Annotated in this window: 11 protein-coding genes and 1 riboswitch; of the genes, 3 read left to right on the top strand and 8 right to left on the bottom strand. The window is 46.9% G+C overall.

What is annotated here, in order from left to right; genetic code table 11:
* Positions 1–48: 48 nt before the first annotated feature.
* The 8 genes from HNP76_RS11025 to HNP76_RS10990 all read right to left on the bottom strand — a co-directional run bounded on the left by HNP76_RS11025 (position 49) and on the right by HNP76_RS10990 (position 8881).
* The gene (locus tag HNP76_RS11025) at positions 49–1728 is read right to left on the bottom strand and encodes a Na/Pi cotransporter family protein (RefSeq protein WP_184660468.1); all 1680 of its coding nucleotides are present in this window, start codon (positions 1726–1728) and stop codon (positions 49–51) included.
* A 1-nt stretch (position 1729) separates the two neighbouring features.
* Entirely contained in the window at positions 1730–2746 is a 1017-nt protein-coding gene (locus HNP76_RS11020) for a PASTA domain-containing protein (protein ID WP_184660466.1), read from the bottom strand.
* 3 nt (positions 2747–2749) lie between these two features.
* The gene (gene fmt / locus HNP76_RS11015) at positions 2750–3745 is read right to left on the bottom strand and encodes a methionyl-tRNA formyltransferase (protein ID WP_184660464.1); all 996 of its coding nucleotides are present in this window, start codon (positions 3743–3745) and stop codon (positions 2750–2752) included.
* 17 nt (positions 3746–3762) lie between these two features.
* Complete coding sequence (gene def, locus HNP76_RS11010) at positions 3763–4338, bottom strand: peptide deformylase (RefSeq protein WP_184660462.1); 576 nt, start codon at positions 4336–4338, stop codon at positions 3763–3765.
* 22 nt (positions 4339–4360) lie between these two features.
* The gene (gene hisD / locus HNP76_RS11005; protein WP_246462678.1) at positions 4361–5728 is read right to left on the bottom strand and encodes a histidinol dehydrogenase; all 1368 of its coding nucleotides are present in this window, start codon (positions 5726–5728) and stop codon (positions 4361–4363) included.
* A gap of 89 nt (positions 5729–5817) precedes the next feature.
* Complete coding sequence (locus HNP76_RS11000) at positions 5818–7245, bottom strand: alanine/glycine:cation symporter family protein (RefSeq protein WP_184660460.1); 1428 nt, start codon at positions 7243–7245, stop codon at positions 5818–5820.
* A 67-nt stretch (positions 7246–7312) separates the two neighbouring features.
* Positions 7313–7411: riboswitch (glycine riboswitch) on the bottom strand.
* A gap of 236 nt (positions 7412–7647) precedes the next feature.
* A complete protein-coding gene (kduI, locus tag HNP76_RS10995) occupies positions 7648–8490 on the bottom strand; it encodes a 5-dehydro-4-deoxy-D-glucuronate isomerase (protein WP_184660458.1) in 843 nt (280 codons plus the stop codon).
* Between the two features lie 46 nt (positions 8491–8536).
* Positions 8537–8881 carry a hypothetical protein gene (locus HNP76_RS10990; RefSeq protein WP_184660456.1) on the bottom strand — a complete coding sequence of 115 codons (345 nt, stop codon included), beginning with the start codon at positions 8879–8881 and terminating at the stop codon, positions 8537–8539.
* A 113-nt stretch (positions 8882–8994) separates the two neighbouring features.
* Between HNP76_RS10990 and HNP76_RS10985 the strand changes: the two genes are divergently transcribed.
* The 3 genes from HNP76_RS10985 (at position 8995) to nrdG (ending at position 13627) form a co-directional block, all read left to right on the top strand.
* Positions 8995–10569: an HAL/PAL/TAL family ammonia-lyase gene (locus HNP76_RS10985; RefSeq protein ID WP_184660454.1), complete on the top strand. Its 1575-nt coding sequence runs from the start codon at positions 8995–8997 to the stop codon at positions 10567–10569.
* Between the two features lie 303 nt (positions 10570–10872).
* A complete protein-coding gene (gene nrdD, locus HNP76_RS10980) occupies positions 10873–13050 on the top strand; it encodes an anaerobic ribonucleoside-triphosphate reductase (protein WP_184660452.1) in 2178 nt (725 codons plus the stop codon).
* A 70-nt stretch (positions 13051–13120) separates the two neighbouring features.
* Positions 13121–13627 carry an anaerobic ribonucleoside-triphosphate reductase activating protein gene (nrdG, locus tag HNP76_RS10975; RefSeq protein WP_184660450.1) on the top strand — a complete coding sequence of 169 codons (507 nt, stop codon included), beginning with the start codon at positions 13121–13123 and terminating at the stop codon, positions 13625–13627.
* Positions 13628–13832 lie beyond the last annotated feature (205 nt).

The following is a 13832-nucleotide window of genomic DNA, read 5'->3' as shown; positions in this document are numbered from 1 at the left end:
ATTTCTCTCTCTGCTTTTTCCCCGCATCCGTGCGGGAATTTTTTTTTATTATCTCAAATCACCGGCTGCGTCGAAACAGCGGTCACCGATTTTTTCAATCTGGCGGATGATGTCCATGTACAAAAGCTCGGATCGTACGTCACTTCCGCTTTCAAGTCGTTTGCGGGCAATCTTTTTGAGGGCTTTTCGCTCATCATCAATCTGCTGCTCAAGCTCGCTTGCAAACTGGAACTGCTCCGGCGTAAGCCTCTGGATTCTCGCAACATTCTTGTAGATAAAGTACATAAGCTGGCGTGCAAGCTCAAAATATGGAAGAAGCCTGTCGAAGTCTTCCTGGTTGAAGGTCATTTCCTTTTCGATTGCCTTTTTGAGCTGGTATGCGATGTTGAGACAACCGTCTGCCATAGCTTCCATTTCGGCAATCAGCTGCATCATCAGTGCGGCGTTGTCTTTTGCCGAGTCACTCAAGTGAAGGTGGGTACAGCGGACAAGATACTGGGTGAGCTGCTCGTTCATCTGGTCACAATAATCTTCGTGGAGAACAATGCGCTCGTAACCGCCGGTCACGAAATCAGAATTAAAGTTTGAAAGGCCAGCCTGCAACTCATCGAACATCTGGGCAACTCTGTCAGAAAAGACCCTGACTTCGTTCTGGGCTCGGAATACACAGCCTTCCGGCGAGTCAATTGCCATTCGCTCGTTAAATTCAAGCTTGTAGATATTTGCTTCGTCTTCCTTGTCGTCTTTAATAAGGATAGAAACGAAAGCCGCAATCTGATTTACAAATGGAATGAAAATTACCGTACCGATAACCTTGAAGACGGTGTTGAGCATTGCAATCCGGTAAACGATATTATGGCCCGGAGAAATAAGTTCGACAAAAGCCATGAAAGGACGGAAGAAGATAAGGACGATGATTACAGTGGCAACGTTGAAAAGAACGTGAACTGCGGCAGTGCGTTTTGCATTTGCGTTTGCACCGATTGCCGCCAGAATTGCATCGACAGTTGAGCCGACCGAACTTCCGATAATCATTATTGCACCGAAGCGCCAGAATTCGTTGAGCTCTTCAATGCTTGCGTTTCCTTCTTTTGACATTGCGACAGCCATACCGATTACGATAGCCGACATTGCCGAAGAAGAATGGATAAGTGCTGTAAGGAAAATACCGATTAAAAGACCGATTGCGTAGCTGATAAAGCCGAAGTTGTTTACGACGCCGATGAAGTTGATTACAAAACCTTTAACCTGTGGGACTGCAAAGAAGTCTGAAAGTCCGCCCAAGCCAAAGAAGAGAAGGCCAAAGCCCATGATAGCCAGCCACAAGCCTTCTTTTGATTTAAATCGCTTTAATATGTAAAGAATGTAGCCCAGACCGAAGATTGGAATCGCGTAGTCCTTGATTTCGAAGCTTGAACCAAGGGCTACAATCCAGCCTGTGACCGTAGTACCGATATTCGCACCGAAGATTACGCCGACGCCCTGTACAACAGAAAGAAGTCCTGCGTTTACGAAGCTTACGAGCATGACCGTAGTTGCACCCGATGACTGAATAATCATCGTAAGGATACAGCCTGTCAAAAGTCCGACAAAGCGGTTGCCGGTCATGAATGCAAGTGCAGCCTGAAGCTTCTGACCGGCACTCTTTTGGATTCCGTCGCTCATGAGCTTCATGCCGTAAAGCAAGAAACACAAACTACCTGCAAAATTAATAATATTCAATATCATATTAGTCCACCGTTTGTCGGGCTACACTTCTTCCCGCGATTGAAAGAATCAGTTCGCTGTCTTTTTCTGCGATGTATGGAATAGTCACATTTCCGCCTTTGTGACGCAATGTGATTAATGTCTGTTTTACTCCGTTTTTAGATGATTCGAGGGTCATCTCAACAGCATAAGGATATTCCGGGAGCTGGGCTGTAAAGAGACCCATTACCTCGTCATCACTCTGCTTTTTAGGAAGGGCAATTTCTGCTGAAATTCGAGAATAATTTGGAACATATTCGCCGGAAGCCGTTTCCTGAGAAGTGACCGTTCCCTCATTTTCACCGTTTTCTGCAATATGAGCCGTAAAATCGAAAACAAGGCGTGAACTTGAAATCGTAGAAATCAGTTTCTGGAAATCAAAGCCGACGATGGCCGGAACGCGGGTATTTTCGTATTCCGCACCCTTACTGACGATAAGTTTTACTGTGACCGGATTTGAAATGATTGTGCCCTCTGGCGGATCCTGGGCAAGAATTGTGCCCGCCTCGCTCTGGTCTGATTTGTAGCTTGGCTCAGCAAGAACAATGAGGGGGCGGGAAGAACCTGTAAACATGGTCTGCAAGTTGATTTTAACGTCGTCGTAGTTCTGACCGATGTAATTTTCGACATGATCAAGAATTACGCCACGGCTTACAGTGAGGTTGACCCTTCTTCCGGCCTTGACGATTGAGCCGCCTTCCGGATTCTGATTTAAGATTTTGCCTGCATCATCAGGATTGTCTGTGTATTTGAGCTGAATTTTTGGATAAAGTTCCTTTGCCTGAAGCTCAAGAAGTGCCGTTGTAAGCTCTTTTCCCTCAACATTTGGAACCATGACCTGCTCTGGACCGCGGACAGTCGCAAAAAATGTAATCCAGCAGAGTGTGAACATGAATACAAGGGCAAGAATCACAACTACCAGGAAAGTTTTTTTATTGTTATTGAGCGAAGAAAGAATCTCAAGACTGTTATTTTTGATTTTTTCAGAAAGTTTACTCATCTTTTAGTCCGTTTTTCGTGTGTCTAATCCTAATATAGAACCGACAAAATTTCTAGCACCATTGAGGAAAGACTTATAATCCATGGCCTTTTTTTTCTCCTGCTGAAGCTCAGTTACGACAAGAACCGAACCGTCTCCGCAGGCAATTTCTATGCCCACTGACTTTTGATAAGGAAGAACCGTACCGGGCTTTTCCGAAGTTTTTGAGTCAGACGGCCGTGCTTTTAAAATCGTGACCTTGACTCCGTTGAAATCAGTAAAGCACAAAGGATAAGGCGTGTATGCGCGAATCTGGCAGTCGATTTGGGCAGCGGACTTGTTCCAGTCGATGATTCCGTCTTCTTTTTTGAGGAAGGGAGTGTAGCTTGTCTCGCCGGACTGCTTTTTGCCGATTAATTCTGAATCTGAATTCGCCGCTTCTTTGAGGACTTTTTTGAGAAGCTTGAGTCCTGCTTCCGTTACCCTGCTTGAAGAGCCGTCGCCGTCCATCAAAGAAAGGGTTGTTTCCGAACCGTCAAGCTTGATTTCTGACTGGGCAAGAATATCACCCTCGTCAGTCTGCAGGGCAAGTTTTTGAACCGTTACGCCCAGAGTCTTGTCACCATTGAGAAGAGCTGCCGGAACCGGAGTACACCCGCGGTATTTTGGCAGCAGGGAAGGATGAAGGTTGATTCCGCCGAGCGGGAAAAGAGCAAGGAATTTTGGTCCGAAAATGCGTCCGTAGTCAAAAGAAACGAGCAAGTCAGCTTCCAAAGGAGAAACTGCCTCTCTGGCTTGGGCTACAAGATGGTCAAATTCAAAAACAGGAATATTGTTTTCGCGGGCTGCAAGTGCAACTTCGGTTGGAATCAAATCAGAATGTCGCCCGCGGGTAGACGGAGGATTTGTAAGAACACCCGCAATCTCAAATCCACATTCGGACTGAGACGCGATGAGACCTTTTAGAACGATGCTGGATGCCAGCGGAGAGCCGGCATAAATTATCTTTAGTTTTCGCACTGGGGGAATCCTCCCTCTTATTTGTTTTTCTTGGCTTCTTTTGCTGCAAGCTTTGCCGCAATCTTTGCAGATTTTTTTGCCTTTTCTGCTTCTTTTTTGGCAGCGCGCTCAAGACGTCTTTTCATTTTTTCGGTAACGTCTGCGGCAAAATTCGGGTCGCCACGGTCGATGTAAACGATTCCTTCAAGGTGGTCGTACTCATGCTGGATGATTCTGGCCAGAAGACCGTCTGCACTGAGGGTGAACGGCTTGCCGTTTTCGTTGAGGGCCTGAACAGTGACCTTTGAAGGACGCTTGATGGTCTCGTTGAAGCCAGGGAGTGAAAGACAGCCCTCGTCATAATCACACAAATCATTGCTTGTAGAAACAATCTGAGGATTGATGAAAACACGGCGGACATCATCATCAGAAATGATGACGAAATATCTTCGTGAATCGCCAATCTGTGGGGCAGCCAGTCCAACGCCGTCTGCATCGAGCATGGTCTGGAACATTTCGTTGAATGTCTCGCGGAGAGAATCATTGATATCTTCTGGCTGAACCGGAACAGCCTTTTTTCTTAAAACTTCTTCGCCTAATTTATAAATCTTCATATTAATCTCCAATCTTTTGCTTTTAGGCAAGTCGAATTCTTGCCGCACGGGCGTGTCCTGCAAGTCCTTCTGCATCGCCCAGAGTGCCGGAAGCATTTGCCGAAGCTACGGCTCCCTTTGAACCTGGAATTGCGCGCAAAATCGTGACAGTCTTGAGGAACATGCGTACACTCAGGCCGCCTGTGAATCTTGCGCTGCCGGATGTCGGCAATGTGTGGTTGAGGCCAGCGGCATAATCGCCGAAGACTTCCGCACTTCCGTGACCGACGAAAAGCGAGCCGTAGTTGTGGACGATTGACTCAATCTTGTCGCGCACGGCTCCTTCTTCCATGGCAAGCTCGAGGTGCTCAGGAGCCTTGCGGTTGGCACATTCTGCTGCCTGCTCAATATTGTCACAGACGATGATTCTTCCGTAATTTTGAACGCTCTGCTCGGCAGTTGCTTTTGTTGGAAGGACTGCCAGCTGCTTTTCGATTTCTTCTGCGACAGCCTTTGCAAGTTCTTCTGAATCTGTTGCCATTACAGGCTGGGCTACGATGTCGTGTTCAGCCTGGGCAAGAAGGTCTGCAGCAACCCAAGCCGGGTTCGCACTCTTGTCAGCAATGATGAAGACTTCGGTTGGGCCTGCAAGCATGTCGATTCCAACTGTGCCGTAAACGAGTTTTTTTGCCTCTGCAACGAATTTATTGCCGGGACCGACGATTACATCACATCGTGGAACAGATTCCGTTCCGAAGGCCATGGCCGCGACTGCCTGAGAGCCGCCGCAAGCAAAAGCCTTTGTAACGCCACAGATGTAGGCAGCCGCCATGATGTTTTCGTCTGCGTAAGGTTTTCCGCCGACAAATGGTTTGCCCGGAATGCCGGTTCCCTGTTTTTCGGCAGCGGCCTTGTCACTTGGGTGAACGCGAGGCGGTGTGCAGAGAATTACTTCCTTAACGCCAGCGGCAACGGCCGGAGTGATTGTCATTACGACACTTGAAACGAGGGGGAATCGTCCGGCTGGAACATAAGCTCCGGCTCGGTCAACTGCGATATTTTTCTGACCTGTGAAAACGCCAGGCTCAAGCTCGACCTCAAAATCATCAAAAGACTCGCGCTGTTTTTTTGCAAAGCGGAGGGCAAGGTCGTGGCTGTATTCAATTGCCTTGTACAAATCAGGATTTTCGCGCTGCATCTTCTCGGCAGCGGCTTTAAGCTCAGCCTCTGGAATTTCAAAAGAGCTTGGTGCCGAAAGGTCAAATTTTGCACCGTACTCAGCAAGAGCCTTGTCTCCGCGCTTTTTTACGTCGGAAAGAACGTCCTTTACAATATCAATTGAACCGCCAAAATCACGGCCGTCAAAGAATTCCGGCTCGATGTCTTTATAGAGCTGTATTTTCATCTTCATATGGAAGATTTTAGCGAATTTTTGCAACTTTTACAATGAAAAAGCCCGCCGATTGAGACCGACGGGCTTTGAAGAGGAATCAGATTTTCCTACAGTTTCGGATATTTATTGAAGTAAGATTCTGTTTCCTTTGCGATTACTCCGCTCAATACGATGAGGGAGATACAGTTAGGAATTGCCATGAGACCGTTTGTGATGTCGGCGATTGTCCAAACTGCAGAAATTGTCATGTAAGGTCCGATTGCAACTGCAATGATGTAAAGCCATCGGTAAGCCTTTACGACTGTCTGGTTGCCCTTGCTCAAGTATTCAAGACAGCGCTCTGAGTAGTAGTCCCAGCCCAAAATTGTCGTGAATGCGAAGAAAATCAAACAGAGCATGAGAAGGAACTGGATGCTCTTTCCGTCACCGCCGAGGATTGTTGAGAATGCCTTTGCTGTGAGGGCAGCACCGCTTGCTCCGCTGTTCCATACGTCACCGCCAGCGATGATGATTGAAAGACCTGTCATTGTACAGATAATCAGTGTGTCGATTACTGTACCTGTCATGTTTACCATACCCTGCTCAACAGGCTCGTTTGTCTGAACGGCAGCTGCTGCGATTGGAGCAGAACCCAAGCCAGCTTCGTTTGAGAAGATACCGCGTGCGATACCTTTCTGCATTGCTGTCTTGAGGACAACGCCCAAAGCGGCACCTTCGAGAGCCTTGAGGCCTGTCTGTGCACCGAATGCGCCTTTGAAGATAAGCTCGAAAGCAGCCGGGATTTTTGTTGCGTTCATGATGAGGACTGCGAGACCGAGGAAGATATAGATGAAAGCCATTGCAGGAACGACTTTTTCTGCAACTTTTGCGATTCGTTTGAGGCCGCCAATGATTACGAGGGCTGCACTTACAGTAATGATTGCACCACCGATTACTGTTGCCCATGAATAAGCGTGCTCACCGATATAGAAAGCGATGTTTGCGTTTTCAGGGTCGAATGCGTTCTGAATTGCACCACAGATACCGTTGATCTGTGTAAATGTTCCGATACCAAGGAGACCTACGAGAGTTCCGAAGATTGCGAAAAGAACTGCGAGCCACTTCCATTTCGGACCCATGCCTTTTTCGATTGTATAGAAAGGACCGCCGAGGATGTGTCCGTCAGAAGCTACCTCGCGGTATTTGATTGCGAGCATACATTCTGCATATTTTGTTGCAGTTCCAAGAATTGCGGCAAGCCACATCCAGAAGAGGGCGCCAGGACCACCTGCGAGAACGGCTGTAGAAACACCGACAATGTTTCCTGTACCGATTGTTGCAGAAAGAGCTGTACAGAGGGCGGCAAATCCTGAAAGCTCACCGTGACCTTCGTTTTCCTTGAAGATGCTCTTGAAAGCTCTTCCCAGCTTTGTGAACTGAATACCCCGAGTTGAAACTGTGACTACGATTCCCGTGATGAGAATGAGCGCAATTGTCGGGATTCCCCAAACCACGTCATCAATGGTGTTAAGAATGTTGTTAATGGTTGAGAACATTTTGTTCCCCTTTAAAAAGAAATAGAGCTGAACGACCTGTTCAGCTCTCTAGAGTGGTTAGAACATTTTGTGATGCCCTGTCCGTTTTACCTGAGATATCGGTTGTAATAACCTTAACCCTTCGGTGTTCCATTTGGTGCAATGGAAACTCTCCAGAGAGCCGCGATTTGCCCACAAGCAAAAGCACGACCTTTTAAGTATATCGGAAAGAAGGGCTTTTGGCTATAGATAATTTCAGGGCGCTTCCCGCTGGCGCGGGCCGGCTGTTCCGCCCTTCGCTCACGCTCATTGCCAGCAAGCTGGCAACTTCGGGGCTACATAGCCTAGCGCAAATCCGGTGTGCGTATGAGGCGGACAAGCCGCCTCGTCCTGCAAGGAAGTTATTGAACTTCTCCCGCCCTGCTATCGCAGGTCAGGAGTGCGGATCCAGTCCTGGTCTGTGTATGTACGGTTTTCGCCGCCCATGCTCCAGATGAAGGTGTAGTTGCTTGTACCGCAGCCTGAGTGGATTGACCAGCTTGGGTTGATTACGGCTTCGTCGTTGTGCATTACGATGTGGCGTGTCTGGTTTGGCTCGCCCATGAAGTGGAATACAATCTGATCCTCTGGGAAGTCAAAGTAGAAGTAAACTTCCATGCGGCGCTCGTGTGTGTGAGCCGGCATTGTGTTCCAGACTGAGCCTGTCTCCAGGTGTGTCATGCCCATTGAAAGCTGGCAGGTGTCAAGGATTGACGGGTGAATGTACTGGTTGATTGTGCGGTCGTTTGACTCAGCCTGGCTTCCCATGTGAACATGATTTGCCTGCTCATAAGTGATGATTCGGCTTGGGTAAGTGCAGTGAGCTGGTGTTGAGTTCATGTAGAATTTGGCTGGATTTTTTGCATCTTTTGAAGCCAGTGTAACTTCTTTTGTGCCGGCACCGAGATAAAGTGCATCGTAGTGCTTGATTTCGTAAGTTTTTCCGTCTGCAACGACAAGGCCGTCACCGCCGATGTTAATCATGCCAAGCTCACGACGCTGCAAGAAAAAGTCAACGCCAAAGTCTTTCATTGCGTCGATGTTTTTGTCGAGCTTAACTGTCTCGTCAACAGGCATACAGCCCAAAGTTACGATTCGGTCGATGTGGCTGTAAACCGCAGTAACGTCATTTTTGATGAAAATGTTTTCGATGAGAAATTCATCACGAATTTCTTCTGTAGTCATTCTTTTGAACGGCTCTTTTCCTGTTGAGTAACGAATATCCATGTAAAATCTCCTGAAAGATTGCTGTTGTCAGGAAGAGCCTGACAAGCTAGTCTTTGTTAGAATCAGATGAATCAGAAGAAAATGCTTCTTTGAAGCTTTTGCCGAAAGACTTTGCTGCTGAACCGATCTCCTTTCCAGCTTTTTTGGCAGCATGGCCGACTTCCTTTCCGGCGTTGCCTACAGCTTTTCCAGCTTCCGCAAATTCTTCGTTAGAATCATCCACTTTAGATTCTGCCTCTTTTTTAGAAGATTTTGTTGCCTTTTTTTTGTCTTTTGCTGACTTTTCAACTTTCTGTGAAGCGGAATCAGATTTTTTTGCAGAAAACGCAGGAACAGCCGAAATCATAAAAAGCGATGCTGCTGTAATTGTAAGGATTTTTGCTATTTTCATATTTTACTCCGTACTCAGTTTTAAGATAATTTCGAAAATTGTAGCAAAAATGCAGAATTTTATCCATAAAAACAATTTACCACTTAACAAAAAATCTCTAAACTTAAAGCATTATGAAAACCATCAACGGAAATGAACTTACTATTGAAGATGTCTGCGACGTTGCCTATAAAAATGAAGAAGTCGCACTCCCGACTGACAAAAAATTCTGGGAGACTCTGGAAAAATCACGAAAATTCCTTGAAGATTACATTGCGACCGGCGTGCCAACTTACGGCGTAACAACTGACTTCGGCGACAGCTGCCATAATCAGATAAGCGTGGAAAAAGCCGGAGAATTACAGCGCGTTATCTGTGCTTATCACGGAATCGGTCTCGGCCCCAAATTCGATCATGAGACTGGCCGTGCCGTTATTCTTGCCCGCCTGAACGGGAACGTAAAGGGCGGTCATTCGGCAATCAGGCCGGAACTTGCCCGCATGATGGTAAATCTTTTGAACCACGACATAATCCCGGTGATTCCACAGCTCGGCTCAGTGGGTGCTTCCGGGGACCTCACCCCTCTTTCATATCTTGCGGCCGTTATCATGGGTCAGAGGGAAGCTTATTATAAAGGAAAAATTGTTCCCGCAGCAGAGGCACTAAAAGCCGAAGGTCTGGATCCGCTCCCAATCGAAGCAAAAGAAGGACTTGCTTTGATGAACGGAACCAGCGTCATGACAGCAGTTGCCTGCCTCGCCTGGAAAAAGGCCCAGCGTCTTGCAAACATCTCCGACTTTCTCACGGCGGTAACATCAGAAATCACACGCGGCAAGGACACGCCTTTCGTCACCAAAGTGAGCCAGCTTAAAAATCACCGTGGCCAGATGGAAAGCGCAGTTTACGTCCACAACATTATTTTAGAATCAAAACGAGTCTGGAAATACGAGGACTTTTTGAAGAATCAGATTGAAAAGCTTGACGGAAAAGGCTTTGTCGCCCAGCAGAATAAAATCCAGGACAGATATTCAATCCGCTGCGCACCTCAGATTAACGGCGTTTACCGTGACACATTGCGTTTTGCCCGCGAAATGATTACAGAAGAACTTAATTCCGCCAACGATAATCCGCTTGTGGACATTGATACAGGTCGTCTTTACAACACAGGAAATTTCTACGGAGGACACATTTGTGCGGCCTGCGATTACATGAGGACTGCACTTGCAAATATCGCGGATTTGAGCGACAAGCAGGCTGAAATCATCATCGACGGAAAATTCAACGGACTTACCGAAAACCTGATTCCTTACACGCCGGCTGACCATCCGCGCGCGGGATTACGACTCGGGTTCAAGGCGGCTCAGATTACGATTTCTGCAATCCGCGGCGAAGTTGCCACCTACTGCTTCCCGGTTTCGCTCACTTCGGCTCCAACCGAAGCACTCAATCAGGACAAAGTTTCCATGGGCACAATCTCGGCACGAAAATTCACCGAGCAGATTGAGCTTGTCTTCCTCCAGTTCGCGACACACCTTCTTGCGGCAATGCAGGCGGTCGATCTTGCGGGTATCAAAGACTTTGCGCCGTTCACCCAAAAAGTTCATGACGAGGTGCGAAAAATGAGCGCGTTCGTTGAGGATGACAGGCCTTTGGACAAAGAAGCCGAGACCGTCGCCCGATGGCTCAAATCAACAAATCTTTTTGAATAAACATAAATTCTTATCCCTGCTGAAATTAAAAAACAGCGGGGATTTTTTTATTTTTTTTCTGTTTTCCACTTGATTAGAAAAAAGCGACATTTTTTGATTTTACTGACTTTCTGTAAAAAAACGGTTGACTTAATTCGCATGTAAAATTATCATTTGAAAAGTTAATAAAAAAAACGCTATAGGTAGTGTAGATTTAACCGATAATAACGGTGTCAGACACTACACACAAATTCGAATTTGTCAAGCATTTTTTTTCAAAAAAACTAAAAAATTCTCAAATGTGATGTCTGGAGGGGTAATGGCATGAAAATTATTAAACGCAACGGTGAAGAAGTCGTCTTCGATCTTAAAAAAATCATTACGGCAATTTCAAAAGCGAACAATGAAGTTCCACCGTCGGAGCAGTTGGCAAACAGCACAATCAACAGTATTGCGGAAAATATCGAAAAACAGTGTGCTGCAGAAAATCACGAGATGAATGTTGAAGCCATTCAGGATTTGGTCGAAAAGGCAATCATGAAGGCAGGTGCATTCGACATCGCCAAAAAATACATTACATACCGCTACCAGCATCAGCTCATGCGTCGTGCCAATTCTACGGACTCGCAGATTCTTTCTCTTCTTGAATGCAACAACGAGGAAGTTAAACAGGAAAACTCAAACAAAAACTCAACAGTCGTTTCAGTTCAGCGTGACTACATGGCCGGTGAAGTTTCAAAAGACATCACAAAGCGATTCCTTCTCGACGAAGACATCGTAAAGGCTCACGACGAAGGACTCATCCACTTCCACGATGCAGACTACTTCGCACAGCACATGCACAACTGCGATCTGGTCAACCTTGAGGACATGCTCCAGAACGGCACAGTCATTTCAGGAACCAAAATCGACACACCACATTCATTCTCAACAGCCTGCAACATCGCCACACAGATTATCGCTCAGGTTGCTTCTTCTCAGTACGGCGGTCAGTCAATTTCTCTGGCTCACCTGGCTCCGTTCGTAGATGTAAGCCGCAAAAAGTTCCAGCGTGAGACAATGCGCGTTGAAGAGCAGACAGGCGTAAAATTCAGCGACGAACAGTTCAACAAAATCGTAGAAATGAGAATCCGCGACGAAATCACCCGCGGCGTTCAGACAATTCAGTATCAGGTTGTCACACTCATGACAACAAACGGTCAGTCTCCTTTCATCACTGTCTTCATGTACCTCAACGAGGCAAAGAACGAGCAGGAAAAGGCCGACCTCGCCATGATTATCGAAGAAATGCTCAAGCAGCGCTATCAGGGCGTTAAAAACGAAAAGGGATTCTGGGTTACACCAGCCTTCCCAAAACTCATTTACGTTCTCGAAGAAGACAACATCGAGCCGGGCTCAAAATATTACGCACTCACAGAACTTGCTGCAAAATGTACAGCCCGCCGTCTTGTTCCTGATTACATTTCCGAAAAGAAAATGCTCGAACTCAAAGTCGATGCAAACGGCAAAGGAAACTGCTACCCTTGCATGGGCTGCCGCTCATTCCTCACTCCATACACCGACGAGCAGGGCAAACCAAAATATTACGGCCGCTTCAACCAAGGCGTAGTTACAATCAACCTCGTTGACGTAGCATGTTCTTCTGGCGGTGACTACAAGGTATTCTGGGAAATCTTCGACGAGCGCCTCGAGCTCTGCCACAAGGCCCTCATGCGCCGACACCAGCGATTGCTGGGCACTCCAAGCGACGTTGCTCCAATCCTCTGGCAGCACGGTGCCCTTGCCCGCCTCGAAAAAGGCGAGAAAATCGACAAGCTTCTTTTCGGCGGCTACTCAACAATTTCTTTGGGCTATGCAGGTCTCTGCGAGTGTGTCCGCTACATGACAGGCAAACCTCACACAGACCCGGATGCTACACCATTCGCAATCGAAATCATGAAGCACCTCAACGAAAAGTGCGCCGAGTGGAAGGCTGCGTCAAACATCGCATTCTCACTCTACGGTACACCGCTTGAGTCAACTACATACAAGTTTGCAAAATGCCTCAAAAAGCGATTCGGTGAAATCGAGGGCGTTACAGACAAAAACTACATCACAAACAGCTACCACGTTCACGTTACAGAAAAGATGGACGCATTCACCAAGCTCAGCTTCGAAAGCCAGTTCCAGGAGCTTAGCCCGGGCGGGGCTGTAAGCTATGTTGAAGTTCCAAACATGGAAAACAACATCCCGGCTGTCATGACCCTTCTCAAGCACATCTACGAGAACATCATGTACGCCGAGCTTAACACCAAATCAGACTGCTGCCAGAAATGCGGTTACACTGGCGAAATCCAGATTGTAACTGACAGCGACAACAAGCTGGTCTGGCAGTGCCCTAACTGCGGCAACAAAGACCAGGCAACAATGAACGTAGCCCGCCGCACTTGTGGTTACATCGGCACACAGTACTGGAACCAGGGCCGCACTCAGGAAATCAAAGAACGAGTCCTTCACTTGTAAAGATTTTCTGACCAATCTAAAAATACTTGATTGCCTGGTTCTGCCAGGCAATCTTTTTATAAAAAATATTATGAATTACGGAATAATTAAAAAAATCGACATTGCGGACGGCTTGGGTGTTCGCGTTTCACTTTTTGTCTCTGGCTGCCGCAATCACTGCAAGGGCTGCCACAATCAGATTACCTGGGATTTTAACTTCGGAAAGCCCTTCACAAAAGAGACCGAGGATGAAATCATGGAAGCCCTCAAACCGGCCCACATCGCAGGACTCACGGTTCTTGGCGGAGAGCCATTTGAAGAAGAAAATCAGGAAGTTCTCGCGCCATTTTTGGAGCGGGTCAAAAAAGAACTGCCAAACAAAAACATCTGGTGCTACACAGGCTATCTTTACGACAAGGACTTGCTGCCGGCCGACGGACGCAAGCACACTCCTTTCACAAACCGAATGCTGGCCTGCATCAACGTTCTGATTGACGGCCCCTACATCGAAAAAGAGCGGGACTTAACGCTCAACTTCCGAGGAAGCCGCAACCAGCGAATAATCGACCTGGAGCACAACTGCTTAATGAAGCTGTAAAAGAAGCTATAATCGGAGGACGGTTCGCTTGCTAGAAAAAAAAATCAATTTATAAATAAAAAATCCTGCACTTAGCAGGATTTTTCTGGAGACGACCGGACTCGAACCGGCCACCCTTTGATTGCGAATCTTTTAGCTAGTCACTTATATAGTATTATACAACACTATTTAGCATTAGTATATCATTGAAATATAAAGAATTGCA

This window comes from Treponema ruminis (assembly GCF_014201975.1).
GTDB lineage: Bacteria > Spirochaetota > Spirochaetia > Treponematales > Treponemataceae > Treponema_D > Treponema_D ruminis.
This window is presented reverse-complemented; position numbering and strand designations above follow the sequence as displayed.